Source organism: Ruegeria sp. CDSB113, from assembly GCF_059611045.1.
Genome location: NZ_JBXWOU010000002.1, coordinates 474,623 through 501,256, shown reverse-complemented (window position 1 = coordinate 501,256; position 26,634 = coordinate 474,623). Strand labels below are relative to the sequence as shown.

The 26,634-nt window shown below is 57.2% G+C and carries 24 protein-coding genes and 1 pseudogene; 12 read left to right on the top strand and 13 right to left on the bottom strand.

Annotation, left to right across the window (positions count from 1 at the left end; translation table 11 throughout):
* Positions 1-20: 20 nt before the first annotated feature.
* On the bottom strand, positions 21-353 hold the full coding sequence (locus AC2FIS_RS06890) for a hypothetical protein (protein ID WP_496772510.1): 333 nt from the start codon (positions 351-353) through the stop codon (positions 21-23).
* 241 nt (positions 354-594) lie between these two features.
* Between AC2FIS_RS06890 and AC2FIS_RS06885 the strand changes: the two genes are divergently transcribed.
* Positions 595-1,044, top strand: a complete 450-nt coding sequence (locus AC2FIS_RS06885; protein ID WP_496772509.1) for a lysozyme inhibitor LprI family protein — start codon at positions 595-597, stop codon at positions 1,042-1,044.
* A 162-nt stretch (positions 1,045-1,206) separates the two neighbouring features.
* Here AC2FIS_RS06885 and AC2FIS_RS06880 read toward each other — a convergent pair whose 3' ends face one another.
* Both AC2FIS_RS06880 and AC2FIS_RS06875 read right to left on the bottom strand, forming a co-directional pair.
* Entirely contained in the window at positions 1,207-1,698 is a 492-nt protein-coding gene (locus tag AC2FIS_RS06880) for a hypothetical protein (protein ID WP_496772508.1), read from the bottom strand.
* Positions 1,699-2,091: 393 nt separating this feature from the next.
* The gene (locus AC2FIS_RS06875) at positions 2,092-3,156 is read right to left on the bottom strand and encodes an AraC family transcriptional regulator (RefSeq protein ID WP_496772507.1); all 1,065 of its coding nucleotides are present in this window, start codon (positions 3,154-3,156) and stop codon (positions 2,092-2,094) included.
* A gap of 86 nt (positions 3,157-3,242) precedes the next feature.
* On the opposite strand from AC2FIS_RS06875, the gene AC2FIS_RS06870 reads away from it, so the two are divergent.
* From AC2FIS_RS06870 to AC2FIS_RS06860, 3 genes are read left to right on the top strand one after another with little or no spacing between them, the layout of a single operon-like run.
* A complete protein-coding gene (locus AC2FIS_RS06870) occupies positions 3,243-4,640 on the top strand; it encodes an amidohydrolase family protein (RefSeq protein WP_496772506.1) in 1,398 nt (465 codons plus the stop codon).
* A 45-nt stretch (positions 4,641-4,685) separates the two neighbouring features.
* Positions 4,686-5,450 carry a DUF3299 domain-containing protein gene (locus tag AC2FIS_RS06865; protein WP_496772505.1) on the top strand — a complete coding sequence of 255 codons (765 nt, stop codon included), beginning with the start codon at positions 4,686-4,688 and terminating at the stop codon, positions 5,448-5,450.
* Positions 5,447-6,628, top strand: a complete 1,182-nt coding sequence (locus tag AC2FIS_RS06860) for a carbohydrate porin (RefSeq protein WP_496772504.1) — start codon at positions 5,447-5,449, stop codon at positions 6,626-6,628. The genes AC2FIS_RS06865 and AC2FIS_RS06860 overlap by 4 nt, the downstream gene beginning before the upstream one ends.
* A gap of 330 nt (positions 6,629-6,958) precedes the next feature.
* Here AC2FIS_RS06860 and gph read toward each other — a convergent pair whose 3' ends face one another.
* Positions 6,959-7,618 carry a phosphoglycolate phosphatase gene (gene gph / locus AC2FIS_RS06855; RefSeq protein ID WP_496772503.1) on the bottom strand — a complete coding sequence of 220 codons (660 nt, stop codon included), beginning with the start codon at positions 7,616-7,618 and terminating at the stop codon, positions 6,959-6,961.
* Positions 7,619-7,843: 225 nt separating this feature from the next.
* Between gph and hemP the strand changes: the two genes are divergently transcribed.
* Positions 7,844-8,011, top strand: coding sequence for a hemin uptake protein HemP (gene hemP / locus AC2FIS_RS06850; protein WP_081894606.1), 168 nt, complete (start codon positions 7,844-7,846; stop codon positions 8,009-8,011).
* Positions 8,008-8,484, top strand: a complete 477-nt coding sequence (locus AC2FIS_RS06845) for a hypothetical protein (protein ID WP_496696502.1) — start codon at positions 8,008-8,010, stop codon at positions 8,482-8,484. Before hemP ends, AC2FIS_RS06845 begins: the two co-directional genes overlap by 4 nt.
* Before the next feature lie 51 nt (positions 8,485-8,535).
* Here the strand turns inward: AC2FIS_RS06845 and AC2FIS_RS06840 are convergent, their stop codons facing one another.
* The 7 genes and pseudogenes from AC2FIS_RS06840 to AC2FIS_RS06810 all read right to left on the bottom strand — a co-directional run bounded on the left by AC2FIS_RS06840 (position 8,536) and on the right by AC2FIS_RS06810 (position 16,856).
* Positions 8,536-11,601 carry an aminotransferase class III-fold pyridoxal phosphate-dependent enzyme gene (locus AC2FIS_RS06840; protein WP_496772502.1) on the bottom strand — a complete coding sequence of 1,022 codons (3,066 nt, stop codon included), beginning with the start codon at positions 11,599-11,601 and terminating at the stop codon, positions 8,536-8,538.
* Between the two features lie 15 nt (positions 11,602-11,616).
* Positions 11,617-12,492 (bottom strand): annotated as a pseudogene (locus AC2FIS_RS06835) (NAD(P)-dependent oxidoreductase); the annotation flags it as partial.
* Positions 12,493-12,586: 94 nt separating this feature from the next.
* Positions 12,587-12,976 carry a Cu(I)-responsive transcriptional regulator gene (gene cueR, locus AC2FIS_RS06830; protein WP_496772501.1) on the bottom strand — a complete coding sequence of 130 codons (390 nt, stop codon included), beginning with the start codon at positions 12,974-12,976 and terminating at the stop codon, positions 12,587-12,589.
* Positions 12,973-15,453 carry a heavy metal translocating P-type ATPase gene (locus AC2FIS_RS06825; protein WP_496772500.1) on the bottom strand — a complete coding sequence of 827 codons (2,481 nt, stop codon included), beginning with the start codon at positions 15,451-15,453 and terminating at the stop codon, positions 12,973-12,975. Before AC2FIS_RS06825 ends, cueR begins: the two co-directional genes overlap by 4 nt.
* A 102-nt stretch (positions 15,454-15,555) precedes the next feature.
* Positions 15,556-15,717, bottom strand: a complete 162-nt coding sequence (locus AC2FIS_RS06820; RefSeq protein ID WP_496772498.1) for a hypothetical protein — start codon at positions 15,715-15,717, stop codon at positions 15,556-15,558.
* Positions 15,718-15,759: 42 nt separating this feature from the next.
* A complete protein-coding gene (locus AC2FIS_RS06815) occupies positions 15,760-16,380 on the bottom strand; it encodes a pyridoxamine 5'-phosphate oxidase family protein (RefSeq protein WP_496772497.1) in 621 nt (206 codons plus the stop codon).
* Between the two features lie 11 nt (positions 16,381-16,391).
* Positions 16,392-16,856 carry a nuclear transport factor 2 family protein gene (locus tag AC2FIS_RS06810; protein ID WP_496772496.1) on the bottom strand — a complete coding sequence of 155 codons (465 nt, stop codon included), beginning with the start codon at positions 16,854-16,856 and terminating at the stop codon, positions 16,392-16,394.
* A gap of 301 nt (positions 16,857-17,157) precedes the next feature.
* Between AC2FIS_RS06810 and AC2FIS_RS06805 the strand changes: the two genes are divergently transcribed.
* Positions 17,158-17,721, top strand: a complete 564-nt coding sequence (locus AC2FIS_RS06805; protein WP_496772494.1) for a TetR/AcrR family transcriptional regulator — start codon at positions 17,158-17,160, stop codon at positions 17,719-17,721.
* 126 nt (positions 17,722-17,847) lie between these two features.
* Entirely contained in the window at positions 17,848-19,005 is a 1,158-nt protein-coding gene (locus tag AC2FIS_RS06800) for an acyl-CoA dehydrogenase family protein (RefSeq protein WP_496772493.1), read from the top strand.
* 144 nt (positions 19,006-19,149) lie between these two features.
* Here the strand turns inward: AC2FIS_RS06800 and AC2FIS_RS06795 are convergent, their stop codons facing one another.
* Entirely contained in the window at positions 19,150-20,040 is an 891-nt protein-coding gene (locus AC2FIS_RS06795; protein ID WP_496772492.1) for a LysR substrate-binding domain-containing protein, read from the bottom strand.
* A gap of 96 nt (positions 20,041-20,136) precedes the next feature.
* On the opposite strand from AC2FIS_RS06795, the gene AC2FIS_RS06790 reads away from it, so the two are divergent.
* The 4 genes from AC2FIS_RS06790 to AC2FIS_RS06775 are packed head-to-tail and all read left to right on the top strand — an operon-like array spanning position 20,137 to position 25,862.
* The gene (locus AC2FIS_RS06790; RefSeq protein ID WP_496772491.1) at positions 20,137-21,303 is read left to right on the top strand and encodes a pyridoxal phosphate-dependent aminotransferase; all 1,167 of its coding nucleotides are present in this window, start codon (positions 20,137-20,139) and stop codon (positions 21,301-21,303) included.
* Between the two features lie 24 nt (positions 21,304-21,327).
* A complete protein-coding gene (locus tag AC2FIS_RS06785) occupies positions 21,328-23,520 on the top strand; it encodes a dehydrogenase E1 component subunit alpha/beta (RefSeq protein ID WP_496772490.1) in 2,193 nt (730 codons plus the stop codon).
* Positions 23,517-24,551, top strand: a complete 1,035-nt coding sequence (locus AC2FIS_RS06780) for an ACP S-malonyltransferase (protein WP_496772489.1) — start codon at positions 23,517-23,519, stop codon at positions 24,549-24,551. The genes AC2FIS_RS06785 and AC2FIS_RS06780 overlap by 4 nt, the downstream gene beginning before the upstream one ends.
* 39 nt (positions 24,552-24,590) lie before the next feature.
* A complete protein-coding gene (locus AC2FIS_RS06775) occupies positions 24,591-25,862 on the top strand; it encodes an NAD(P)/FAD-dependent oxidoreductase (RefSeq protein ID WP_496772488.1) in 1,272 nt (423 codons plus the stop codon).
* A gap of 2 nt (positions 25,863-25,864) precedes the next feature.
* On the opposite strand, the gene AC2FIS_RS06770 is transcribed toward AC2FIS_RS06775, so the two are convergent.
* Positions 25,865-26,566: an SDR family oxidoreductase gene (locus AC2FIS_RS06770; RefSeq protein ID WP_496772487.1), complete on the bottom strand. Its 702-nt coding sequence runs from the start codon at positions 26,564-26,566 to the stop codon at positions 25,865-25,867.
* Between the last annotated feature and the right edge of the window lie 68 nt (positions 26,567-26,634).

The window sequence follows — 26,634 nt, the reverse complement described above, 5'->3', positions numbered from 1 at the left end:
AAGCAGATCCTATTGTGAAGTTAGCGGCTTTGGATGGCTGGACAGTCCCAGTTCTCGAAATAGATAGGAAAGTCCTGAGTGAGCCGCTTGGGGTCCCGGTCGGCGTGAATGAAATTAAAGCGTTGTGCGAAACCATCTACCAGAGATTCAGCACCAATCTGATCGCTGAACGTGTCGCCAACATTGATGCCCAAGTTCGAGAAGGCGTGATCTTGGATGACAATCTGTGGCTCCTTGGTCATGCGCGTGATTGCTCCACCAGAGTAAGCCTGCAACAAGACATCTTTGATTTCTTCCATATGCCTCAGATGCTGAATCTGGTTGAGGAATTGGCCGAACTCGTCGCGGACCATCAAGCCTTCCCGAGGAAACTAAGCACCTTCCAAAATTGGAACGGATTTTAGCCGCAAGTCTGTCAGGATCGGTGTGCCAAAAAGGGATGCCAACTTCTGTTCGCGATACAAACTCGGTTTTCTTTCCTCTGTTTATCTGGAGCCATTATGTCGCCCCATTTTCTTGGGAGAGGGCTAAGGAAGTTAATACTATGGTGAGCTTATGAAATTTTGTCTGACTGCTTTCGCTTTTTGTCTAATGATGCCGAACATCACATCCGCATTTGAACCAAGTGAGTATCTTCACTTGGCTAACTGCGATCTGTCTTCTGAAAGGTTTGAGGAATGTGCAGAAGAAGAGGAGCTTCGATGCCTAAATACTGCGGATGACAATGCATTGGATTATCGTAGTTGTGAGCATGAGTTTTTTCGCCAGGCTGATCAACTTTTGAATGATTACTACCAAATAGCGCTGATCAAGACTAAGGCTTTAGAACGTGACTATGAAGGAACGGCCTATTCCGGGCAAGAAGAACTGCTAAGACAATCTCAACGTGCATGGATTTCAACCAGAGACACAACTTGTGAGTTAGCCGTTTCATTTGGTGCCGTGATGTCAGGTCGTGCTGCGACAATTTCGCGGTGTAGCGCTCGTCTCACCCTTAGACGTATAGCCGATCTGCAAGAGGAGATCGGCTATTATCTAAAATAGTCCTACAAGCGATACAGGGGCCTACAAGCCTAAGGTTCCTTGCCAATGGACTTTGACGGAGTGGGTTTGGATGCCGTTCAATGTAGCCAAAGAGGAGCCCGCCTAAATGGCGAGCTCTGCGCATCGTAGAGGACGGCTCCTGCTTGAAAGCGCTGAATGGATCTACTCAGTCTGCCAAATTCCATCTGATTTCCAACGATATATCTCTTCGAAGCTTCCTGTTGGGCAGCAACTTGGATCACCGTCAACGTGTTTCATTCCGACAATTCGAATTCTATTGGGAGCAATAGCTTCTACACTTGAGATGGCACTATGGGGGAAGTCCTGAAAATCCAACTCCGCCGTGGCGTGTAAGTCTACATATACAAGGAAGTCCCGCTCGTGCTCTGCCCGAACTATTATTGGCTCAAAAGCTGCGTGTTCACATGAACCTAACACTGGAAACGCAACATAGGTTGTTTCCCAGCTATCAGACGCCAATTCAATAATGTTCTCACCTTCAACAGCGCGGAACTCAACTTCGGAGCCACAGACTGTTGCGTCTCCAAACGCGTTAACTACGTCGTCTATGTCATTCAGCCGTTTTGTTTCAATCGCGTGAGCGGGAAGTGTGTATATGAGAGTTGAGAAAGCGAGTGCGGCAACACGAGTCATATAAATTCTTCATCCTTTTAAGAGCTTCGTTGAGCGGCAAAATAATGATGGAAAATTAGATGGATAGATAGCAATCGCTCGCGATTACTATGAGTTTTTATTTGTGGTGTTTTTGCAATCAGAGCGCTTCAAGCGACGGCCATATCAACGTTGTCACGGGCAAAGACCCTCCTAAAGTGGCCAGGGTTCGCCAAAGTCCATATCCTGCTCCCGCAACCAGCGTCAGATAATAAAAAACACCACAGCCAGACTGCAAATGATCCCACGAATCAATTGCTTAACGTCCTCACCTCGTCAGGCTCATAACCTGAAGGTCGTAGGTTCAAATCATAAAACCGTTAACAAAAAATCCAGGCAGATCAAAAACGATCCAAAAGACCAGATCTTTAACGATCAGAATTGAGCGGGAGACTTACCCGTCCGGAACCGGGTCGGCGTTACGCCGGTCTGACCGCGAAAAAACCGGGTGAAGTGAGACTTGTCCGAATATCCCAGCATTAGGCTGATTTCGCTGATCGTCTTGCTTTCGCAGCTCAGAAGTTCCTTGGCGACGTCGACCTTGAGGCGTTTGACCTCGCGGGGCAGGGTCGTGCCCTGTTGTTGAAGCGCCCTCAGTAGCCGATCTGGCTTCAGGCCCAGCAGGCGGGCCACAATTGGTGGGCTCAGGTCAACTTCGTCCAATTTGTCGCGCAATACTGACCGTATGGCTGCGACCACTGTGATTTCTTCTTGTTGGCAGGCATCCATTTCCGGTTCGGCCGCGGTGTCGGATGATTGAGATTTGAAAAGCCAGTCTACCGGAAAACTGAATTGCATCCCGGAATCGGTTCCAAGTCCGATCTCGATGCCCTTGTAGCCAAGCGGCACCCCGTTGATATAGCGGCTTTCCCACCGGACTACCGATGGGTCCCAGGAATTCGCAACTACGGCTTGCAGCAGACGCACGTAGATCGCGGCACCAAATCCTGTGACTTGTACCGGAGGCACTGCCGGTTCCTGCTGCCGTTCTATCCGATAGGTTGCTTTGTCCGCATCGACAATCAGCCTGTGGCGTACTGAGCTGGATTCTTGCGGAACAAGCCGCACAAAGCGGGCAAAGAACTCAAAGAGTGTTTTGGATGAATGTCGGGCCTGCGAAAAGGGCGGCCACCCATGCAAGTCAAAAGACTCGCCCACATGCAGCCCAAGATAACGGTCGCCGGCTAGGTCCGAAAAGGCGTTGAGCAGCCCGTAAACCAATTCTGAATGCACATAAACGGATGGATCAGAAAGGAGCTCGGCCTGAATGCCCACCTGATCCAAAGCTGGTTGTGGGCTAATTCGGCGTTCGGTGAGATAGTGCAGAAACGGCGCTGCCAAGGCGAGCCGAATAAAACCTTCGCTTTGCCCCTGGGCAATGGTGTTGATGGGCATGTATTCACCTTTCGGAGCCGAGCTGGTGGCCAATTTTTGCGCCATATTCGAACAATCACAAGAAAAAGTGGCAACCGGCCGTAGTGAATCCAATCTATAGTAATTTATATTCGAATATTTTGAGGTTACTTATGGACAGATCACGTAATCCCCTTCTTTCGACCGCGTTTATTACGGCATTCAGCTTTCTTGGCCTGTCTGCGACAGCTCAGGATGCTGAGGCGCCACAAACACTATTCACCAATGTTCACGTGTTTGATGGCGTGAATGAACAGCGTATCGAAAACGCCAGTGTGCTGGTTGAGGGCAACCTGATCAAATCCGTCTCAACCGACCCAATAGACGCGCCGAATGCGACCGTTGTTGACGGCGGTGGGCGTACTTTGTCCCCTGGTTTCATCGAACTTCATGCGCATCTTATGCTGATGGGGCCGACCCTGCCGGCTATGGAGGCCAACACAACCTGGGAAGACTTTGCCATTCACGGCGCGCGGATGGCTGAAATGTATCTCATGCAAGGATTTACCACTGTCAGGGACGCTGGCGGTGCCAATGGTGGGCTTCGCCGAGCAATTGACGCGGGCCAAATCGATGGTCCCCGCTACTTTCCCTCTGGTGCTTTCATAGGAACGCGCGGGGGGCACGCCGACTTTGCCAATTTCACAGCGCCTCCCGGTTCGGAAACAAACATGGGCCGGTTGAACATGGCACAGGAAGTGAGCGGCGTTGATGATGTCTACAAATACGCGCGCAACAATTTCCGCATGGGCGCCACGCAGTTGAAATTCATGCAATCCGGCGGTGTCGTTTCGGCGTTTGACCCGTGGCAATTGCTTGCCGGGTCCCGCGAAGAAATTGAGGCCGCTGTACAGGTCGCAAACGAATATGGCAGCTATGTCATGGCGCATTCTTATCGCAAGGAGGCGATCCTGAGTGCCCTGGACGCCGGAGTGATGTCCATCGAACACGGGTTCTCTTTTGACTGCGAAATCGCCGAGGTCATGAACGAGAAGGGCGCTTACATTACAACAAACCTGACCGCTTTTGATCCGGGCTTGCTTGACATTCCTGCGGTGGCGAACGTGCCCGCCAGCCTTGCCAAGGCCAAGTCTGCATCCGCTACTTTTGCGGGCTATATCGACAACATGAAAGAATGTCCGGTGAAGCGCGGGTTCCAGACCGACTGTGTCGGCTCGGTCGAGGCCTGCAACATTCAGATCGCTTATGAAAAACACCTGAACAATGAATTTTTCGGTGCCCATACATCCATGGTGACACTGACCTCAATCGGTGGTGAAGCTGTTGCGCTGTCTGGTGATTTCATGAACCCATATACCGCTGGAAAACTGGGCGTGATCGAAGAAGGCGCCTATGCCGATATTCTGCTGATCGATGGTAACCCGCTCGAGGACTTCTCGGTCGTGGGAACTGGGGATCAATGGTTTGGAGCTGAACCACGGCCGGAAAGTCCGGAAACCATCCGCTTGATCATGAAAGACGGTGTCATCTACAAAAACACGTTGGACTGATTTACGGTGGATGCGCAGAACTGGGCGATGTGACGGGGACCGTAAATGAGAGCTTTGTATGGGATTGCTACCTTGATTGCACTGGCCCTGACCAGTCCTATCGCAACGGCGGCGCCGGGCGTCGCACTTGACTGGTCTGATCTGCCGGACCCATCGGTTCAAACCTTTGAGGACCCGTACCGTGACCTCAATCCAGAACAGTTTGACGACGTCCTTTTCGTGGTCCGAATGCGCGGCAGGCTGCAGCAGGATGTTGGAACCGCAGAGGAACGGCACGAATGGCAGGAGCTTCTGACCGAGACTGAAGACGCCCTCGTAGAGAGTGGAGTTAATGTCGACTGGTTGCTGGATCAGCGGCAGGTCGTGACCGAGCGACGCAAAATGGCTGCGACCGCGGGTAATCAGAAATTCGATGGTCAGACGGTCACTTTGGCCGGGTTCGCAATTCCGGCACCGGCAGATGCGGATGGTCGGCCTGTGGTCTATCTGGTGCCGGAACGGGGAATGTGCAGCCACATGCCTCCGCCGCCTCCAAACCAGATGATCCGGGTACGGTTGAACGGGGACTGGACCCCCAGTTATTTTCACGAGCCTGTGCGGTTGACCGGGACACTTACCATTGATCCGTCGGATCAAAGCATGATGGTTGTAGATGGGTTGATGCCCATGCGCGCGACCTTTCAATTGGATGCCGATAATGCCGAGACATTGGAAACCCGCGGTGACCGCCTAGAGTGGACCCAAAGCGTTGCCGATCGCCTTCGCGCGGCAGGCAATCGCAAAACCGGGGGCGTTGAGACGCCCGAATGACACGACTGTCGAATGCCGCCCTTTTGTTTTTTGTATGCGCGGGCGGCGCTGACGCTCAGGGGCTGTCCGGACCTTCATCCGTTGAGGCCGAACTGGAACCCGGTGATGGCCTGGCGGATCCGCAGTACCGCTCGGATTTTCCGCGCAACGTCGTCCCGCGATGGTTCGGGTGGAAGGACCGGCTGGCCAAGGGTGGGTTTCGTTTTAATTTCGATTATCTGGCATTGGGTCAATCCACGAATGCCGATTTAGGAACTGGCGATGCGGCAAGCGGCATCGCGCGGTTCTACGGAAACTGGCAAGCGACCGATCGTGGTTCTTTGACGTTCAAAGTCGAGCATCGCCATAGCTATACGGATGTTGCCCCACAGTTTTTGGGGCTGGATGGCGGCGCATTGTCCATCACAGGTACTGCATTCAACGACAGTGGTTTGTTGCTGACCAACTTGTTCTGGACGCAAAGGGCGGATGATGGTGCATGGACATTGCAGGTTGGTCAGATTGATGTCACCGATTTCGTCGATATTTACGGCCTGGTTAGCCCCTATAGCGGGTTTCAGAACCTTGCCTTCAACACGAACCCGACGATCAATGCCCCAAATCCGGGGTTGGGAATCGCCGGTGGTTTGAAGCTGAGCAGCAATCTGTACGCCGTGGCCAGTGTCGCTGACGCCAATGCAGATCCCTCGGACCCGAATTTTGACGTGTTCAATAACGGCAATCTCTTCAAATCGTTAGAGCTTGGATACACGTCCAGCTTTGACCGCATCTATTTTGACAACGTTCACTTGACGCTTTGGCACGCTGACGCGGCCGATGATGGCAGCCGCGCCGAGGATTATGGCGCTGCCTTTTCCGCTGCGTGGTTTGTCGACAACAAATGGATGCCCTTTCTTCGCGCCGGAGCGGCCAAAGGAACTGCTGCGTTGTATGAACGCTCTGTTTCTGCGGGGGTGGGTTATTACGGTCGTAATACGGACCTTGCCGGGCTGGGGCTGAACTGGGCCGAAGCGCGCGGCGTTGATGGGGATCAGTTCACGCTTGAAACGTTCTACCGGTTCTCGATCTCACCGGGGCTGCAGATCACACCGTCTTTTCAATTCACCGAAAACCCATTGCTGAACCCGGCGCAATCTAGCGTCATGCTGATAGGCCTACGGGCGCGGATCGTTTTCTGAGGAAGGCCTGTCCAATTTTCAGTGGCAGATCTCGATCAGAGTAGGGTTCTTCGCCCCATAGGCGGAGGATTCTTGGGGTCAGCCGTGTGCCGAAACGTGCATTTTCGATTTTTCATATTTTTTTGTCACAAAAATGCAATTAATTTCAATTAGTTAAATCCGCCTACGGGAAACCCCCAATTCCTGAAGGCAGGTCGATTCGTTAACGTTAAATCATCCAAAGAGTTACTGCGGACAATACCACTTTTCCCCGATGAGGGGCTGGCTACTTACCCCCTCGGCCGGCCCCTCAACCGCCTTCCCCAATCCCCCTGCCAGCAAATTTCTCCCCTATCCCTGCAATGCCTCCAGGACGAGCGCGGGTAGTTTAAGGGTGTCATCATAGCTGAACCTGTGTGGGATCTCTTCCACCGGGGTTTTTCGGTAGCCTTCCGAAAACAAAAGAAAGGGCACGTTTGCACGACGCGCAGTTTCGGCATCCACTTCGCTGTCTCCGACATAGAGCCGGGGTCCGGCGTTGGCGACCGCGTTGAAGCTTGCCTCAAGGTGCGCGGGGTCTGGTTTGCGAACGGGTAGCGTGTCGCCGCCAAACACTGTTTCGAAGTGATGCGCCAGATCCAGTGCGTCCAGAATATGACGTGCGGGTGCCTCAGGTTTGTTTGTGCATACGCCCAGAACGCAGCCCAATTCGCGCAGTTGCGTCAGAGCTTGCGGGACGCCTGGGTAAGGGATTGTTTTGTCGCTGGAGGCGGCAGAGTAATGGGCGAGTGTGAGTTTGGTCAATTCGCTATGCTGTTCGATCGGCAGGTCGTGATGGCGGATCATGCGTTCGACCAGTTTTGGCAGGCCGTTGCCCACAAATTGTTTGATCGTGCTTTCCGGCAACGGGGCGATGCCGATATCCAGCAATGTCCGGTTGGCGGCCGCTGCAATGTCCGGAAGACTGTCCACCAGCGTTCCGTCCAGGTCGAACATGATTGTTGCCGTCATCGGTTTCCCCGTCGGTTAATGCGCGTGAGCCAGACCTAACCTGCATAAAATCCTTGCGCAATCACCCCACATCCGCGGTTTCCATCGAATAGGGTTGACATACCTGACTAAATTAATCAGATTAACGGAAAGACCCCCTCAGCCAACCCAGTTCGGGTCAGCCATATTGTTGAAAGCGCGAACAAATTAAGGCCCTTCGCCCGAGAACCTACTGGAGTTGTCCTGATGAATGTGCAGACCCCGAATCCCAGCCAGTCCTATGCGGTGTCCATGCTTCCGGCACACAAGGCCGAAGATCTGACCAAGGGTGGCAACCTGGCCCATATCGAACTGGGCGATCAACTATATACCTTGCGTATCACACGCGCCGGCAAGCTGATCCTGACAAAATGAGCACGCATTCCTCGCGCGGTGGCGCTGCGGTTGGGCGTCTGTCCGACCTCAGCCCAATCGAAGCCGGTGCTGTGATGTATCTGCGATTGTGGACCGAAAGTCCCGAGGCCCGTGCGGATGCTGCAAGCGATTTCGAAATTGCGCTTGGTCTGGATCAGGGGCGGGCGGCAATGATGACGCTGGATCGTTTGTGCGGGCTGTGTGCCCATCACGGCCGTCGCCCGTTGGTGCGGCATGGTCTTGGCTGTTCCTGCCTTGGTGCAGATGAAAACTGTTTCGCCCAGATGATTGCTGCCGCCTCGGAAGGGGCGCGTGAAGACGCGATGATGATGGCAACGCTGATCGTTCGACCAGACTTTGCCCCGGCACTGGCGTCACTGTCCGAAGAGATGGGTATGGTGCTGCGTCGGATGACTGCGTCAGTACCCTTGCCGACAACCGGGCACAAAACCCCCTCGGCCGTGCTGCATTAAGCGGCAGGCGGCTTCAAAACCCCGACTCTGGCGAGCCGGGGTTTTGTTGTTTCAGCAGCACCCGCAGCCCGCGTGATGATGATCATGATCGCAAGTCGGGGCAGGGGCAAAGTCACCGACTTCGGACAAAACCTCGCGCAGGGTCCAAAGGATCATGTCGACGTCTTCCGCCTCGATGGTTAAAGGAGGGCGGACTTTCAGGATGTTGTCCTTGGGTCCTTCGCTGCCGATCAGGATACGGTGATCGCGCATCCGGTTCTTGACGTAACTGCAGATTTCGGTGCCCTCGGATCCGTCTGGATTGATCAGCTCCACACCAAGAAACAAGCCCATGCCGCGCACGTCACCGACACAGGTGAAATCAGCCTCGATTTGTCGGAGCCCATCCATCAGCTGCCCACCCATGACACGTGCGTTGTCCTGAAGGCCTTCGTCATCGACGATGTCCAGCACCTCTTTGCCGATCCGGCAGGACAAGGTTGAACCGCCAAAAGTCGAAAAGAACTCGATCCCGTTGTTGAAACTGTCGGCGATGGCTTTGGTCGTGACCAGTACGCCCAACGGATGCCCGTTTCCGATGGGTTTGCCCATGACAACGATATCCGGCAACGCACCCTGGTGTTCAAAGCCGAAATAGTAGCCACCAAGGCGACCGAGACCCGTCTGTACCTCATCAGCGATACAAACCCCGCCGGCCGCGCGGATTTTTTCGTAGACGGCTGGCAGATACCCTTTGGGTGGGATGATCTGGCCGCCAACCGAAGGGAAGGTCTCGGCGATGAAGCCGGCCAACCCTTGGCCTTTATCTTGTAGCGCGGCAATAGCCGGATCCACAAGATCGGCGAATTTCTGTACCCGGTCAGGATCATCGCGCTTGAATGAGCCCCGGAAGTCGTCTGCAACCTCGACCAGTTCGACCCAATCGGCCTGACCAATCCCGCCCGGTTTGTTGAACTTGTAGGCAGAGATCGCCACCGCCGCATTCGTATTGCCGTGGTACCCGTGGTCAGGCGTTACGATGCCTTTGGCCCCGGTATGCGCGCGCGCCAGACGCAAGGCTAGCTCGTTTGCCTCGGTGCCCGAGTTGACGAAAAAGCAGACCTCAAAATGATCTGGTAGCTTGGACAGGATTTTGTCAGCGAAGGCTGTCTGCGCCGGGTGCAGGTAGCGAGTGTTCGAATTCATCCGCTTAAGCTGATCTGCTGCGACTACTTGAATGCGCGGATGCGCGTGGCCCACATGGGGGACGTTGTTATAGGCGTCCAGATAGGGGCGCCCCCATTCGTCGAACAGATGATGCTTCCAACCGCGGACCAGCATGACCGGATCATCATAGGTCAGGCTAAGGTTGCCACCGAAATGGTCATGCCGCCCTTGCAGGATCGCCTGCTTGTCGGTCGGGCGATAGAACACTTTGTCGTCCGGCAGGTTCAACAGCGCCGCCGGGTTCGGGCAAACGGCGTGCCACAACTCCATTTCATCAGGATCGCCGACACCGGGCCAGTCGTTCTGCATCCCGTCAGTTGTCAGGGCCAGTTGGAAATGCACATGCGGGGCCCAGCCGCCATTCTGCGTGGCGTCCCCCAGCCGTGCAAAGGCCGCACCCTGCGCGACCGGATCGCCTGGTTTCAGCCGGTCACAGACCTCAGGGTCGAGATGACCGTAGAGCGTATAGAACGGATCGCCCTCGGGTGTTTCATGGTGCAGGATCACTACGCCGCCATAATCCAGATGCGTATCGCGGTTTTCGACTGCCTCGACCCGGCCACTCATCGGTGCATGCAAAACAGTTCCGTCAGGGGCGAATACGTCTACGGCCAAATGCACCGTTCGCCTGTCAGAGGCCTTCCACGGTCCTTTGCGGAACGCAGGCTCGGCATAGATCAGGCGCGGTTCGTTGTAATAGCCCAGCCAGAGGCCTTCTCCGAACTCTTCGCCCACGCGCGCGGCTTCGTCTAGCGGCATGTGGAACGGGTTCTGGGGCCAGGTCGAGTTTTCAACCGACAGCGATCCCATCGGAACATCGCTCAGGTCCTGCTCGAACATCTGCGCGAATTGACCGCGATGCTCGGCCAGATAAGCGTGGATGCGTTCAGCTCCGTCGGTCACCGGCAACCCGCAGGCCGCGCGCAGCCGGGCGGACATCAAGCCGCCATTCATCGTATCGTTCTCTAGGAAGCGCCACGCAGGGGCCTGACTGATAGTTACATAAGGATCGTCCGGATTGTCCGCGGCCATCAAGGTCGAGTTCACCACGGACACGGCCAGCCGCATCCGCAGCAGCGGCCAGATCAGATCGACCTCGTCAGCACGCAGGCGATTGGCGGCGTGATAACCACGCACCAACGCCGTCAATGCCCGCTCGGGTTTTGGGTGGTCCAGAACGATATACGCCCCGGCAATTGCCAGATCGCAGATACGCGGTGCGGCGCACATATCACCAAGATCGATCAAGCCAGAGACGGTTTGCCGCTGACCCAGTTCACCGTCGACCAATATGTTGTAGTCGTTGGCATCATTGTGGATGGCTTGTTTTGACAATCCAGCCAGAGGGCCCGAGATGGCATCGAATTCAACGCAAATCTCTGACAACATCGCCCGCCGTGCAGGATAGGCAATGGCATCCAGCTTGTCCGAAATCCAGCCCGCTTGTGTCAGATCCCATTTGAAGTCCGCGCGGTGCAGCCCGTCATGAGTAAACCGTTCCAGTGCCCGGTCGGTTGCCCCCAGAACGCGGCCCAGTTTCAGGATCAGTTCCTCGGATTTCGGCGCAGTCTTGGCATAGCATTGGCCGGGCAGGCATTCGAGCAACCAAACCAGTCGGGGTTGCCCTTCTTTATCAGAGATTTCCGGCAATAGCGTGCCGTTGATATCCGGAAAAACACTGGGAAAGGGCAGTCCCGGTGCCTCGGCGGCGATGTGTTTCAACGCCTTGATCTGCAGGTCAATGAACTCTGCCTCGCAACCCGCGCGCATGACTTTCAGCACGTAGTCCTGGCCATTGGTGGCCTTGACCAGAAAGTTGAGGTCATATTCGCCGTCCAGCCGGTTCAGTTCGGCCTCAAGCCCCCAATGGGTGCGCAGGGCGCGGGCCCAGAATTCGGTCAACTCGGTCATCAGTGCGACGGTCCTTTAATCCAGCGCGCGCAGGCGTTTGATCAGCGAGGACGTGTCCCAGCGTCCGCCGCCCAATTTCTGAACGTCCTTGTAAAACTGATCGACCAGAGCGGTCACAGGCAGTGAAGCCCCCGTTTCATTGGCCGTATCCAGACAGATGCCAAGATCCTTACGCATCCAGTCCACCGCAAACCCATGTTCGAAATGGTCATCCAGCATCGTTTCATATCGGTTTGCCATCTGCCAACTGCCTGCGGCGCCCTGACTGATAACTTCAACGACTGCGCGGCCATCAAGGCCCGCCTTCTCGGCAAAGTGCAGCGCTTCGCTGAGGCCCTGCACCAGACCGGCAATAGCGATCTGGTTGCACATCTTGGTCATCTGACCTGCGCCGCTGTCGCCGATGCGACGGCAAATCTTGGAATAGACCTGCATGATCGGTTCAGCCGCGTCATACGCCGCCTGATCCCCACCGCACATAATTGACAGAACCGCGTTTTCTGCCCCTGCCTGACCGCCCGAGATCGGAGCGTCCACAAAAGCGATGCCTTGTGTTTGTCCAGCTTCGTACAACTCGCGCGTCACCATGGCGGAAACAGTGGTGTGATCAACAAAGGTCGCCCCATTGGACATGCCGCTGAATGCGCCGTCTTCACCTGTACAAACCATCCGTAGGTCGTCGTCGTTACCGACACAGGCCATGACGAAATCTGCACCCTGCGCGGCCTCTCGGGGCGTCGTCGCCATGGCGCCACCATGTTGGGCGACCCAAGCTTCGGCCTTAGTGGCGGTGCGGTTGTAAACGGTCACCTCATGACCTGCGGCCTGCAAGTGACCGGCCATGGGATAGCCCATGACGCCCAGACCCAGAAACGCGACTTTTGCCATTTGGAGATCCTCTCTGCTGTCCGGTACCTGCCTTTTTCAGCGGGCCGGATTGTTTAGCAGAGACAAAGCAAAGCTGCGTCCAAAGGGCAACCCCGCGTCACGCTTTGCCGCCCAAATCCTGCAGGATCGGGCAATCGGGCCTGTCGTCCCCTGCGCAAGCGTCGATCAGATGGCTCAGAGTATCCCGCATGGCGTTCAGGTCAGCGATCTTGGCTTCGATCTGAGCCATATGCGCGCGGGCCACCTTTTTGACATCGGCGCTGGCACGGGTTTCGTCCTCGTACAATGCCATCAGCGTCCGGCAATCCTCGATTGTGAACCCCAAGGCGCGGGCGCGACCCAGGAAATTTAACTTGTGCACGTCCTTACTGCGAAACCTGCGGTATCCGTTGCCATCGCGTAGCGGTTTCACCAGACCGATATCTTCGTAGTACCGGATTGTCTTGGCGGGCAGGCCGGTCTGGTTTGATACATCGCCGATATTCATGAGGTCACCGTTTGCGTTGAATGGCCTTGCGGGGTGTCAGGCAGGCTGGCTCGGACGCGCCGTAAGCGCAGCGCATTCGAGACGACAAAGACGCTGGACAATGCCATGGCCCCAGCCGCGAGGGCGGGGGACAGCAGATGGCCGCCAAACGGGTAAAGAACACCTGCGGCAACCGGAATAAGCAAGATGTTATAGCCAAATGCCCAGCCCAGGTTCTGCTTGATGTTGCGCATGGTCCTGCGGCTGATCTCGACGGCGTTTGCGACGCCGCGCAGATCGCCCGACATCAGCACCACATCGGCAGTTTCAATCGCTACGTCTGTGCCGGTTCCGATGGCGATGCCGATATCCGCCGAAGCCAGTGCCGGGGCATCGTTGATGCCATCCCCGACAAAGGCCAATGAGCCGAACGTTTCGCGCAGCGCATTGATCGCGGCCAGCTTGCCATCGGGCAGTACCTCGGCCGTGACATGATCAATGCCCAGCTTGTCCGCCAGCGCCTGCGCCGTCCGGGCGTTGTCGCCTGTCACCATCGCCAAGGTCAGCCCCATCTCGTGCAACCGCCCAAGCGCCTGCACAGTGCCGGGCTTGATCGGGTCCGCGACCGCAAGCATTGCAGCGGCCTGACCGTCGATGGCGACAAACAAAGGGGTTGCGCCTTCTTCGGCGCGCTGGTTGGCCTCTGCCATCAGGTCCGTGACGGTTATGTCGTTCTGCTCCATCAATCTGGCCGAGCCGATCAGCAACTTATGCCCCTCGACCACAGCCCGAACTCCCAACCCCGTGAGAGACTCAAATTCTGATACCTTGGGCAATTCAGATGGTCCGGCACGAGTGATGGCAGTGGCAACGGGATGCTCTGACCTTGCCTCGACGGCGGCCGCCAAACGCAGAACACTGTCGCGGTCAAAGCCGTTTGCAGTCGTAAGACTCTCCAGTTCCGGCCGACCCAACGTGAGTGTTCCGGTCTTGTCCAGTGCGACCACCTTGGCTTGCTGCAACTGCTGCAACGCATCGCCTTTGCGGAACAGCACACCCAATTCTGCCGCGCGGCCGGTGCCGACCATGATCGAGGTTGGTGTCGCAAGGCCCATGGCGCAGGGGCAGGCGATAATCAGAACCGAGACACCGGCGACCAGCGCCAATGGCAATGCCGGTTCTGGGCCAACGAACAACCAAACGGCAATCGTCAGCAGCGCAACGGCTATCACAACGGGCACAAATCGCGCAGTAATCCGGTCGACCAGCCCTTGGATCGGCAGCTTCGCCCCTTGTGCTTGTTCGACCAGGTGGATGACCTGCGCCAACACCGTATCGGCACCAACGCGCGTTGCGCGTACCCGCAGCGCTCCGGTGCCATTCACCGTACCGCCAACGACCTGATCCGATGGCGACTTGCCCACCGGCACCGGTTCGCCCGTGATCATGCTTTCATCCACATAAGAGGTGCCGTCCAGAACCTCGGCATCCACGGGAACCCGTTCGCCTGGGCGGATCTGCAGGGTATCGCCTACTGTTATGTCGGCGATGGGGCGATCAATGAAATTTCCGTCCTGTTCGACCCGTGCCGTTTTGGGCTGCAACCCAACCAGCTTGCGGATCGCGGCCCCGGTCCGGCCTTTGGCGCGCGCTTCCATGACCCGACCCAGCAGTATGAGAACTACGATGACAGAGGCGGCCTCGAAATACACATTGGCGCTACCCTGCGGCAGAATCTGCGGGGCGAAGGTTGCGGTGACGGAAAACAAATAGGCGGCCCCCGTTCCCAAAGCGACCAGCGCGTTCATATCGGGCGATCCGCGCATCAGCGACGGGATCCCCTTGGCATAGAACACGCGCCCGGGGCCAATCAGAATGGCCGAGGTCAGTGCGAACTGGATGAGGTGGCTGGTTTGCGTGCCGATCGTAGCCTGGACCCAATGATGGAAGGCCGGGATCATATGCCCGCCCATTTCCAGAATGAATACAGGCAGTGCCAATACCGCCGCTAAGATCGTCGCGCGGGTCAGCGCATGCGCTTCGTCGGATTTCGCGTGGTCTGTTTGGTCAGCCGTCATGCTGTCTGCCACGCGCGCAGGGTATCCGGCTGCCTCAGACAAACTGGCCAGCTTTTGCGGGTCTGTGGCCCCGTCGATAAACGTGACCACAGCGGTTTCGGTCGCAAGATTGACTTGTGCGTCGACGACCGCAGGATCAGCGGTCAACGCGTTCTCGATCTTTGCCACGCACGAGGCGCAGGTCATCCCGCCAATTTTCAGGGTCGTCTGCTTGCTGGCCGCCGGGTACCCGGCGTTGCTCAGGGCGTCAGTCAGTGCGTTGATCGGCCCGGTATGTGTGACCTGCGCCGTTTCGGTCGCAAAGTTGACCGAGGCGTCGGTCACTTCTGGCACCGATTGCAATGCGGCTTCTACACGCCCCACGCAGGACGCGCAGGACATGCCCGAGATTTTGAGTTGTGTTGTTTGCGGCGTAGCCATGCGACTCGTCCCGATGTGTTATTTGCCCTCCAAATGGGGGTTCCAGTCACGGGAAGGTCAAGAGGTTTCGCGGATTTTCTTTCTGCAACCCGCGCGTCGGCGTCACCTGTTCGCAAACATTTCTAACAAGAGAGAGTTGTAGGTTTCCGGCGGCGGCGATCTGACGGCCTCGGGGGAGGCAAAGAACGCAAGCGACACGGCGGCTGTGGTCAGCGCAATGCCTACAAGAATGAAACCGGCCATATTCAATGAAGATCGCGACATGGGCAAAGTCCTGGTTCGAGAGGTTCATCAGGCGTTGTTGGGTCAGGACTGTTTTGCCAGCTCTTGCTTCAACCTGTCGTTTTCGGCCTGAAGTTGCGCCAATTGCTGCCCTAGCGAGTTCAGATGTGGGCGAAGCTCGGCCTCGGTAAAGCGGGGCGTGATGTGGCGCGGGCAGTTCCAATCCAGCGCTTCGACCCGGATGATGACGGCACGTTCAGCCGGGGCATCGGCGCCGTCAGGATATAGGCTGGTTGTTGCATCTTCGCCCTCGGTGAACGCGACCCGGCCAAGGATTTTCAGGCGTCGCCTATTGGCGTAATCCATCAGGATCATTGCAACCCGGTCATTTCCATCCAGATTACCGCGCGAGATATACTGTTTGTTGCCCGAAAAGTCGGCATAACCGATTGTCTGCGGTTCCAGAACTTTGAGAAACCCGGTCGGTCCGCCACGGTATTGCACATATGGCCAACCCGTTTCGGACACGGTGGACTGATAGAACCCGTCCCGCGCTTCGATAAAGGCCTTTTCAGGCTCGCCGATTTCGTGGCCTTGTTGCGGGCCACTTTTGATGAATTTGGCATAGGTCTTGGCAGACCCCATCCGTTCCTGATGGGCGCGGACGGCAGGGGTGAAGGTCAGTTCGGAAAAGGCGCGGGGCATGAGATGTCCTTTCAAAGTCCCAGATCGGACAGGCCGGGGTGATCGTCGGGACGGGGGCCTTGCGGCCAGAAAAACAGACGTTCGGTTTCCGCAATCGGCAGGTCGTTCAGCGATGCGTGGCGTTCGGCCATTCGACCATCTTCGGCAAATTGCCAGTTTTCGTTGCCATAAGACCGAAACCACTGGCCGCTGTCGTCACGCCATTCATAAGCATAGCGAACCGCAATGCGGTCACCGGAAAAGGCCCACAGCTCTTTGATCAACCGATAGTCCAGTTCCTTGTGCCACTTGCGTGTCAGAAAGGCATGGATGTCTGAATGGCCGCTTAGGAATTCTGCCCGATTTCGCCACTGGCTGTCTTCGGTATAGGCGGGGGTCACGACATCCGCATTACGGCTGTTCCAGGCGTTTTCCGCCAATCGCACTTTTTGCGTTGCGGTTTCCAGGGTGAACGGGGGCAGCGGAGGACGGTTCATGCGCGGGTCTTTCAAGTCAGAGAAGCCGCCATCAAGGCGATGGTCAAAAGAAGGGGGATGTACTGGTGCGAGAGAGGTCTGGTGCGGGGTCTCATTTGTTCGCTCCTGAGTTTACTGATCGGTACACTGTGTCTCGAGTGTGTACAGATCGGTAACCTTTTTCAAGTGTTGAGTTGGATTTATTTGACCCTGCATTTGAGTCTCCTAAGGGGAGTAAGTGAAAACAGCAGGTTAGGCTGTGTCTGTTGCAGCCATCGCTGCGGTGCATTATGTACCGATCAGTACATACAGGAGCTGACAGATGCGCCCGAACAAACGTGACGAGCTGGTCCGCAAGGCATTGCAGGTCTTCTATCGTGACGGATTTCACGTCACCGGCATGGACAAGTTGGTGGTCGAGACGGGCGTGTCGAAAACGTCGATGTACAAACATTTCCGTACCAAGGAAGAGCTGATCCTGGCGGCTTTACAGTTGCGGGATGAGAACTTTCGCAAATGGTTCCTGCAACGGGTAGATGAGCTAGCCGATACACCGGCCGAACGGCTGATCGCCAGTTTCGATGTGCTGGGCGAATGGTTTCAGGAGGACAGCTTTCGCGGATGCATGTTCATCAAAGCGGGCGCAGAGTATCAGGAACAAGATCACCCGATCCATGTGCAGGCAGCAGAACACAAGCATCTGATGCTCGAGTTTCTCACCGATTTGGCCCGAAAAGCAGGCGCACGTGATCCCGATGCATTGGGATGCCAATTGCTGCTCTTGCAAGAGGGCGCAATCGTCACGGCGGTCCTGGTAAAAAGCTGCGATCCTGCGCGAGATGCAAAGGCAGCGGCACAGGTTCTGCTGGATAATGCCCTAGCCTGACCGGGTTTAAACCTGTGAACGTAAGGTCTTGTACGAAAAAGACGTTGCGTAGCAATCCGGCGGATGGGTTGGTTTGCGCGGTGCCCAACGCTACCCTTATCGAAATTCGATTTGGGAGAAGCCTACATGTCGCTATTCAAGCCAACCGCCAACTGGGTCACTGACGAACATCAGATGTTTGCCGAAATGGCAAACCGGTTCATGGACGACGAACTTGTGCCCAATATCGAACGCTGGAACCAAAACGGCATGGTCGATCGCGAATTCTGGAACAAGGCCGGGGACATGGGGCTGATGGCCGGCGCTATTGCCGAGGAATATGGTGGTGTTGGCGGCGGGATCGGGTTCGACGCGGTCACGATGTACGGGCAAGCGGCACGCGGTGACTCGGGTTGGGGCTTTGGAATTCAGTCGATTGTTGTCCACTACCTGAACGCCTATGGCAGCGAGGATCAAAAACACAAATGGCTGCCCCGTTTGGCATCGGGTGAAATGGTTGGCGCTTTGGCTATGACCGAGCCGGGAACAGGTTCGGACGTTCAGTCCGTTCGCACCACCGCAGACAAGGACGGAAATTCCTATCGCCTGAACGGGTCCAAGATCTTTATCACCAACGGCCAATCCGCCGATTTGGTCCTGGTGGCCGCAAAGACGGATAAATCGCAAGGATCCAAGGGCGTTTCTCTGATCGCCGTAGAAACCGAAGGCGCAGAAGGATTTCGCCGGGGCCGTAACCTCAAGAAACTGGGGATGAAGGCCAACGATACGGCCGAGCTGTTCTTTGAAGACGTCAAGGTTCCGATGACGAACCTGATCGGACCAGAAGAAGGCCAGGGCTTCTATCAGATGATGAAGCAACTGCCCTGGGAACGCTTGACTATCGGCATCATGGCGCTGGGAGCGATCGATTTCGCAATTGCCGAGACGGTGCGTTATACGCAGGAACGCAAGGCGTTTGGCCAGCGCGTTATGGACTTTCAGAACACGCGTTTCAAATTGGCCGAGTGCAAAACCAAGGCCGAAGTTCTGCGCAGTTTCGTCAATGACTGCATCGCACAACTTGAGGCGGGCACGTTGGATGCGGCGACGGCCTCGATGGTGAAATACTGGGGTTCGGAAGTGCAGAACGAGATCATGCACGAATGCCTTCAGTTGTTCGGTGGTTACGGGTTCATGATGGAATACCCGATCGCCCGGCTTTATGCGGATGCGCGGGTGCAGATGATCTATGGCGGTACCAACGAGATCATGAAGGAACTGATCGCCCGTTCGCTGGACAAGTAACGCACCCAAAAGGCTCCCGCCTGTCGCCAACGTTTTTGGAAAACGTCTTCTCCCGTTGGGTCGGGCAGGTGCGGGCGCAGCCCGCACCTGCCCGACCCCTCTGCCGTCCGCAGGACGCAAAGCCGGAGGCTGCGCAGTTTTGGATCAGAATGGGCCAACCTGACCTTGCAGCCATATCCGAAATGACCGTAGCGGTTCGGATTCCGGTCGAGACTGTGGCCAGACCAGAAAGAACTGCCCAAGGCTGATGTGAGGGCCGTTCCATGCTGGAACCAACCTTTCGGTTTTCAGCTCGTCTTCGATCAGATAGCTGGGCAATAGCGCCGCTCCCAACCCGTGGATCGCGGCCTGCACCATGGTCGAGAACTGATCGAACAGCATTCCCCGCATCCCTGATGTGTCACGCCCTTGTGCCGTAAACCATCGCTCCCAAGCGTCTGGTCGGGTCTCTAGATGCAGCAGAGGGGCTGTCATAAGCCAGCTCAAGTCCTGCTCCTGATCGGGCAACAGGCCCGGCGCGCAAACTGGAACCACGTCTTCACGCATGATCGGCAGGTAGTTGACGCCCGGCCAGTTCTTTTGGCCGAAGTGGATGGCGGCATCAAAATGTTCGGTCTCGAAATCAAACGGCTTGAGGCATGTGCTCAGGTTCACGGTCACCTCGGGGTGGCGACGGGCAAAATCTTGCAGGCGTGGTGCCAGCCAGTGCATTCCAAAGGCGGGCAGGATGGACAGGTTCAGCGACCCGCCGGTTGGGTTGGCCTTCAGTTTCAGTGACGCTTGCGCAATCTGGTTCAGCGCTGTGCGCGCCACCTGAACATAGTCTTTTGCGGCGGGGGTCAGGTGCAATCGCATCTGGTTGCGCTGAATGAGCGCGACGCCCAGTTGGTCCTCCATGGACTTCAGCTGTCGGCTGATCGCGCTTTGGGTCAGCGACAACTCTTCGGCTGCAGCCGAGGCGCTGCCGAGGCGATCAACCGCCTCCAGCGCCAGAAGAGAGGGGATCGAGGGTAGGAATCGACGGGGCGCAATCATATGATAAATCCTCATACCTTTCACACGGAATATCACTGGCAATTGCCGTGCGCCAGCCCGATACAGAGGCGTAGACTCCAGCGTGGATGTGGACCAATGACCCTAACGACAAGTATTCAAGAGTTTCGGCCTGCCGAACGGTTGGATGGCATTGAGCTGTCAGAGATCGTTCGCATTTCCGAACAGGCCGCGCGCCTTCGGGCGCAGGGTGCCGACGTGATTGCGCTCAGCACTGGTGAGTCTGATTTTCCGACGCCGTCGCATATTGTTGAGGCGGCCCACCGCGCAGCTATTGACGGGCAGACGCGATACCCCGCAACGGCAGGAACGCCCGCCTTGCGATCAGCGATTGCGATTGAGGCTGGCGCGCGCCCCGAAAATGTAATCGTTTCGACGGGTGCCAAGCAGGTTTTGTCCTGCGCAATGATGGCAACTCTGAACCCCGGCGATGAAGTGATTATGGCTGCTCCATTCTGGACAAGCTATGCGGATATGGTCAGTTTGGCTGGCGGTGTCCCCGTAGTCGTCAGCTGTCCGGCGACGCAGAAATTCAAACTGACGCCGGATCAGTTGGAGGCAGCGATCACCCCGCGCACGCGTTGGCTACTGCTGAATTCCCCGTCCAATCCAACTGGCGCGGTCTATTCCAAGGCGGAATTGCAGGCGCTGGGCGCGGTATTGCAAAACTATCCTCAGGTCTGGGTGATTTCTGACGAGATTTATCAACACCTGTCTTTTGTGCCTTTCACGCCCTTTGTGCAGGCCGTTCCCGTACTGGCGGAACGAACCTTGATCGTAAACGGCGTGTCCAAGGCCTATTCCATGACCGGCTGGCGCATCGGGTGGGGAATTGGCCCTGCTGAGTTGATCAAGGCGATGGTTGCTGTGCAGGGGCAAATCACGTCAGGGGCGTGTTCGATTGCCCAGGCTGCAGCATTGGAGGCCATCACCGGGCCGCAAGACCTGCTGGCGGACCGCCGTCGGGCAATGCGAGCGCGCCGCGATCTCGTTGTCGAAGGGCTAAACGCCGCTGGTCTGGAATGTGCCGTTCCGGATGGCGCGTTTTACGTCTTTCCTAAAACTCATGCGAAAATGGCCACAGACCATGAATTCTGTCGCTTTCTGCTGGATGAGGCGGGTGTGGCGCTGGTGCCGGGGCGTGCGTTTGGGATGCCGGGGCATTTGCGGCTTTCTTTTGCCTATGCCACTGAAAGCCTGCAAGAAGGTATGCGCCGTATCGCGGACGCTACCGCCAAATTGTAAACAAATAACTCCGGAAGACACCCAATGGATCGCGCCCAGATCGTTCACGAGAATTTCCTGACCCGGGTCGCCAATCGCGACTTTCCCGACGGAGCAAAGCCGCGGCAGGGGTTGAGTAAGACCGATGCGGTGTCGCTGTACCGGTCACAGGTCCTTAGCCGTGCGTTGGACCGGACCAGCCGGGCCATGCAGAAGGCGGGGCAAGGGTTTTATACCATCGGTTCATCCGGCCACGAGGGGATGGCCGCCGTGGCGCATGCCTTGCGCCCGACCGATATCGCCTTTCTTCACTACCGGGATGCCGCATTTCAGATCGCCAGGGCCGAGCAGATGCCGGGCCAGCAGATCGCGTGGGACATGCTGCTGAGTTTTGCCTGTTCGAAAGAGGATCCGACCTCGGGCGGGCGGCATAAGGTACTGGGGTCCAAAGCGTTGACGATCCCGCCGCAAACCTCGACGATCGCCAGCCACTTGCCCAAGGCGGTGGGCGCTGCTTATTCGCTAGGCGCCGCGCGGCGACACGATCCTGAACACCGTGAACTGCCCTTGGACGGGATTGCGATGTGTTCCTTCGGGGACGCCTCGGCCAACCACTCCACCGCGCAGGGCGCGATCAACACCGCAGGCTGGACCAGCGTGCAGTCGACACCTCTGCCGCTGTTGTTTGTGTGTGAAGATAATGGGATCGGAATCTCGGTCAAAACGCCCAAGGGCTGGATACAGGCGTCGATGGAGCATCGCCCTGGGATCAAGTATTTTCAGGCCAACGGTCTGGATATCTATGAGACCTTCGCGGTGGCGCAAGACGCCGCCGAGTATGTCCGTACCCGCCGAAAACCGGCCTTCCTGCATCTAAAAACTGTGCGTCTTTACGGCCATGCGGGCGCAGATGTGCCGACCACGTACCTGCCGAAGTCCGAGGTTGAGGCGGATGAGGCCAACGATCCCCTGCTGCACTCGGTGCGCTTGCTGGAACAGGCCGGGGCGTTGGCGCCGGAACAGGCGTTGAAAATCTACGAAGACACCTGCGCCCGTACTGATCGCATCGCGGCGGAGGCCGCAACCCGTCCGCACCTGACCACCGCCTCTGAGGTTATGGCCAGCCTGATCCCGCCAAAACGGGTTTGTAAGCCCACTAACGGTCCCAGCGCCGAAGCGCGCGACAAGGCCTTTGGCGGCGACACGCGGGCAATGGATGATCCGCAACCCATGAGCCGTCTGATCAACTGGGCGCTGACCGATCTGATGCTGGAACACGGCGAGGTCGTTTGCATGGGCGAAGATGTCGGCCGCAAGGGCGGCGTCTATGGCGTGACCCAGAAACTGCAACAACGCTTTGGCCCGGACCGGGTGATCGACACGCTGTTGGATGAGCAGTCCATTCTGGGACTGGCCATTGGCATGGGGCATAACGGGTTTGTCCCGATCCCCGAAATCCAGTTCCTCGCTTATCTGCACAATGCCGAGGACCAGATCAGAGGCGAAGCCGCGACGCTGCCCTTTTTCTCGAACGGGCAGTTCACCAACCCGATGGTTCTACGCATTGCGGGGCTTGGCTATCAGAAAGGGTTCGGCGGTCATTTCCACAATGACAACTCGCTGGCTGTCCTGCGCGATATTCCCGGCGTGATCATTGCCTGTCCATCGACAGGCGCGGATGCGGCGAAGATGCTGCGCGAATGCGTACGGCTGGCGCGCGAAGAACAGCGGGTCGTGGTCTTTCTGGAACCTATTGCGCTTTATCCGATGCGCGATCTGCACGATGCACAGGACGCAGGCTGGATGACGACGTATCCGTCGCCTGACCAGAGTATCGCGCTGGGTGAGGTGGGCGTGCATGGCGAGGGTAAAGATCTGGCCATCGTCACTTATGGAAACGGGCATTACCTGTCGAAACAGGCTCTGCCCGAGTTGGAGGCAGCAGGCGTGAAAACCCGTATCATCGACATGCGCTGGCTGGCACCTCTCCCAATTGAGGCTCTGCGTCAGGCCACAAAGGGTTGCAAACACGTCTTGATCGTCGACGAGTGCCGCCGGACGGGCAGCCAGTCTGAGGGGCTGATGACCTTTTTCACTGAAAACAGTCCCTCTACCCCTAGCGCGCGCGTCGTGGCCGAAGATTGTTTTATCGCAACTGGTCCCGCCTATGCCGCTCCGCTGCCATCGAGGGACGGGATTATCACCGCCGCGCTTAAACTGACGGGTGGCCGCTCATGACTCGCACAGCCGTCGTCATCTGCCCTGGTCGGGGTACATACAACAAGCCCGAGCTTGGCTATCTGCATCGCCACCACGCGCAGCAGACTGCGATGTTTCGGGGCTTCGACGCGATACGTGCCGAAGCAGGGCAAGAGGCCGTTACCGCATTGGATGGCGCAGCGCGGTTCACAGTTTCCAAGTATTCAAAAGGCGATATTGCTTCACCGCTCATCTACGCAGCTTCGCTGGCAGACGCGCAATCGCTGGCCGATGATATCGAGGTGGTCGCGGTCACCGGGAACTCGATGGGGTGGTATATTGCGCTGGCCGCTTCCGGGGCGTTGTCGCCTGACGACGGGTTCCGCGTAGTGAACACGATGGGAACACTGATGCAGGATCACCTGATCGGCGGTCAATTGGTTTACCCCTTTGCCGACGACGGTTGGGCGAACGACGCTGTTCGCAAGGCAGAGCTGCTGGCGGATTTGAAACGCATCAATGCGATGGACGGTTATGACCTTGCTTTGTCCATTGATCTGGGCGGAATGCTGGTTCTGGCAGGCAATGAGATGGGGCTGAAGGCTTTCGAGGCGTCACAACCCAACGTGCAGGACCGTTTCCCGATGCGCTTGCCAAACCATGCCGCGTTTCACACTTCCTTGCAGGCACCGGTCGCTACCGAAGGGCGTACGCTCTTGGGCGCGGATTTGTTCCGACAGCCTGAACGGCCCCTGATCGACGGTCGCGGAAAGGTTTGGTGGCCGGGTGCGACGGATACGCATGCGCTTTGGGATTATACCCTGGGCCACCAAGTGACCGAACCCTATGACTTTACCCGTGCGATCCAGACCGCCGCGCATGAGTTCGCGCCAGACCTGTTCATTGTTACCGGCCCCGGCGCGACCTTAGGTGGCGCAGTGGCGCAATCCCTTGTTCTGGCGAACTGGCGTGGCATGGGTAACAAGGCTGATTTTCAAGCGAAACAGGATGCGCAACCCTTCCTGATCGCGATGGGGCGCGAGGATCAAAGAGCGCTTGCAACCGGCTGACACTGCCCTAATGATCCGCGCAATTTCAAGGAGCGCGACGTGAGCGACCACAACCAGTCCCTTTGGCTGAACACATGCCGTGAACTTGTCGAACCCAGTGTTTCAACCGGTGATATCACTGTTGATCTGGCGGTGATCGGTGGTGGGTACACCGGCTGTTCTGCGGCCCTGACTGCAGCCAAGGCTGGTGCCTCGGTCTGTCTGCTTGAGGCGCATGACATCGGCCACGGCGGATCGGGCCGCAATGTCGGGCTGGCGAATGCGGGGCTGTGGTTGCCGCCCGCTGAGATTCGCGCGCATCTGGGTGACATAGTTGGGGATCGGCTGGTTGACCTTCTGGCTGCTGCTCCATCAGAGGTGTTCAGCCTGATCGACCAGCATGGGATAGACTGTGAACCTGTGCGCAACGGAACTCTGCACTGTGCGCATTCGGCTGCGGGTCTCCGGGATCTGCAGGTCCGCCACGCGCAACTCAGCGCTGCTGGCGCACCGGTTGAGTTGCTGTCTGCAGAACTGACAGCGCAGCGCACTGGCAGTGCGGCCTTTGGTGGCGCCCTGTTCGATCCGCGCGCCGGAACCATCCAGCCATTGGCATATGTGCGCGGATTGGCGCGTGCCGGGGTTGAGGCTGGCGCGTTGGTTTCCACGCAAGATCCGGTTCTGTCCATGCAGCAGATGGATGGAATCTGGGTGTTGAAGACTGCTCGGCGCACAGTGCGCGCCAAATGGGTCATTCAGGCGACCAATGCCTATCACCGTGATCTGACCGCATCGGCCCCCGCTTATGTGCCAGTCTATTATTTCCAATATGCCACGGCTCCATTGTCCGATAATCTGCGCGCTAGTGTTTTGCCGGGGGATGAGGGGTGCTGGGACACAGACCTGATCATGACCTCGTTCCGAATGGATCAAGAGGGGCGGTTTATCATCGGTGCCATGGGTGATCTGGATCAGGCAGGCGGCGGGATTCATAAAACGTGGATCAAGCGCAAACTGGCACAGCTGTATCCGCAACTGGCCGATCAGCGATTGGTCGAAGGGTGGCATGGCCGCATCGCCATGACGTCAGACCACATCCCGAAGATTACGCAGATCGGTCCCAATGCTCTGTCCGTTCATGGGTTTTCGGGGCGTGGGATCGGACCAGGCACCGTCTTTGGCCGCCTTGTTGCCCAAAGTCTGTTGCAGGACGACCCAAGCCTTTTGCCGGTGCCCGCAGTCACCGAGCATCAGGAAAAGTGGATAGGGCTGCGCCGCGCCTATTTTGAAACCGGTGCGGCGCTGACCCATTTTGTCAAAGCGCGGTTCTGACCTCAGACCGCGCGGGTGATGCCGCCATCCACCCGGATGTTCTGACCGGTGATATAGCCGCCGCCTTCTGACGCAAGCATCGCCACGACCGAGGCGATCTCGTCATAGCTGCGTCCATAGCGGCCCATCGGGATGCGCGTGCGGAATTCCTCTTTCTCTGGCAGGCTGTCGATGAACCCTGGCAGGACGTTGTTCATCCGGATGTTGTCGGCCGCGTAATGATCCGAGAACAGCTTGGTGAAAGCGGCCAAACCTGCGCGGAACACGCCCGAGGTTGGGAAGACAGGGTCGGGCTCGAATGCGGCGAAGGTTGAAATGTTTATGATCGATCCACCACCTTGCTTCTGCATAATTGGTGTCACCAGCCGGGTCGGTCTGACGGCGTTCAGGAAATAGACGTCCATTCCGGTGTGCCAATCCTCGTCCGTCAGCTCCAGCACTGGCGCGCGCGGTCCGTGACCGGCCGAGTTGACCAGCACGTCGATGCGCCCCCAATGAGTCATCGCGGTATCGACCAGTTTTTGCAGATCATCCGTCGACTGGTTTGACCCGGTCACACCAACGCCACCCAGTTCGTGCGCCAGTGCCTCACCCTTGCCAGAAGACGACAGGATGCCGACCTTAAATCCATCTGCGGCCAGACGTCGGGCTGAATCCGCACCCATTCCGCTGCCGCCTGCTGTTATCAGCGCCACTTTGGTCATGTGATTTCTCCATTCATTGATGGCATGAAGATGCGCTTTGGCGATCTGATTGACCAATCAGTTCTGCT

What these genes read in the sequence shown, in the direction of transcription:
- AC2FIS_RS06880 (WP_496772508.1), bottom strand. Translation starts at nt 1,698, where the DNA reads ATGACTCGTGTTGCCGCACTCGCTTTCTCAACTCTCATATACACACTT.
- AC2FIS_RS06790 (WP_496772491.1), top strand. Translation starts at nt 20,137, where the DNA reads ATGACCCTAACGACAAGTATTCAAGAGTTTCGGCCTGCCGAACGGTTG.
- AC2FIS_RS06820 (WP_496772498.1), bottom strand. Translation starts at nt 15,717, where the DNA reads ATGTCGCGATCTTCATTGAATATGGCCGGTTTCATTCTTGTAGGCATT.
- AC2FIS_RS06890 (WP_496772510.1), bottom strand. Translation starts at nt 353, where the DNA reads ATGGTCCGCGACGAGTTCGGCCAATTCCTCAACCAGATTCAGCATCTG.
- AC2FIS_RS06800 (WP_496772493.1), top strand. Translation starts at nt 17,848, where the DNA reads ATGTCGCTATTCAAGCCAACCGCCAACTGGGTCACTGACGAACATCAG.
- AC2FIS_RS06805 (WP_496772494.1), top strand. Translation starts at nt 17,158, where the DNA reads ATGCGCCCGAACAAACGTGACGAGCTGGTCCGCAAGGCATTGCAGGTC.
- AC2FIS_RS06770 (WP_496772487.1), bottom strand. Translation starts at nt 26,566, where the DNA reads ATGACCAAAGTGGCGCTGATAACAGCAGGCGGCAGCGGAATGGGTGCG.
- AC2FIS_RS06860 (WP_496772504.1), top strand. Translation starts at nt 5,447, where the DNA reads ATGACACGACTGTCGAATGCCGCCCTTTTGTTTTTTGTATGCGCGGGC.
- AC2FIS_RS06815 (WP_496772497.1), bottom strand. Translation starts at nt 16,380, where the DNA reads ATGCCCCGCGCCTTTTCCGAACTGACCTTCACCCCTGCCGTCCGCGCC.
- AC2FIS_RS06780 (WP_496772489.1), top strand. Translation starts at nt 23,517, where the DNA reads ATGACTCGCACAGCCGTCGTCATCTGCCCTGGTCGGGGTACATACAAC.
- hemP (WP_081894606.1), top strand. Translation starts at nt 7,844, where the DNA reads ATGAATGTGCAGACCCCGAATCCCAGCCAGTCCTATGCGGTGTCCATG.
- gph (WP_496772503.1), bottom strand. Translation starts at nt 7,618, where the DNA reads ATGACGGCAACAATCATGTTCGACCTGGACGGAACGCTGGTGGACAGT.
- AC2FIS_RS06875 (WP_496772507.1), bottom strand. Translation starts at nt 3,156, where the DNA reads ATGGCGCAAAAATTGGCCACCAGCTCGGCTCCGAAAGGTGAATACATG.
- AC2FIS_RS06810 (WP_496772496.1), bottom strand. Translation starts at nt 16,856, where the DNA reads ATGAACCGTCCTCCGCTGCCCCCGTTCACCCTGGAAACCGCAACGCAA.
- AC2FIS_RS06785 (WP_496772490.1), top strand. Translation starts at nt 21,328, where the DNA reads ATGGATCGCGCCCAGATCGTTCACGAGAATTTCCTGACCCGGGTCGCC.
- AC2FIS_RS06845 (WP_496696502.1), top strand. Translation starts at nt 8,008, where the DNA reads ATGAGCACGCATTCCTCGCGCGGTGGCGCTGCGGTTGGGCGTCTGTCC.
- cueR (WP_496772501.1), bottom strand. Translation starts at nt 12,976, where the DNA reads ATGAATATCGGCGATGTATCAAACCAGACCGGCCTGCCCGCCAAGACA.
- AC2FIS_RS06840 (WP_496772502.1), bottom strand. Translation starts at nt 11,601, where the DNA reads ATGACCGAGTTGACCGAATTCTGGGCCCGCGCCCTGCGCACCCATTGG.
- AC2FIS_RS06825 (WP_496772500.1), bottom strand. Translation starts at nt 15,453, where the DNA reads ATGGCTACGCCGCAAACAACACAACTCAAAATCTCGGGCATGTCCTGC.
- AC2FIS_RS06870 (WP_496772506.1), top strand. Translation starts at nt 3,243, where the DNA reads ATGGACAGATCACGTAATCCCCTTCTTTCGACCGCGTTTATTACGGCA.
- AC2FIS_RS06865 (WP_496772505.1), top strand. Translation starts at nt 4,686, where the DNA reads ATGAGAGCTTTGTATGGGATTGCTACCTTGATTGCACTGGCCCTGACC.
- AC2FIS_RS06885 (WP_496772509.1), top strand. Translation starts at nt 595, where the DNA reads ATGCCGAACATCACATCCGCATTTGAACCAAGTGAGTATCTTCACTTG.
- AC2FIS_RS06795 (WP_496772492.1), bottom strand. Translation starts at nt 20,040, where the DNA reads ATGATTGCGCCCCGTCGATTCCTACCCTCGATCCCCTCTCTTCTGGCG.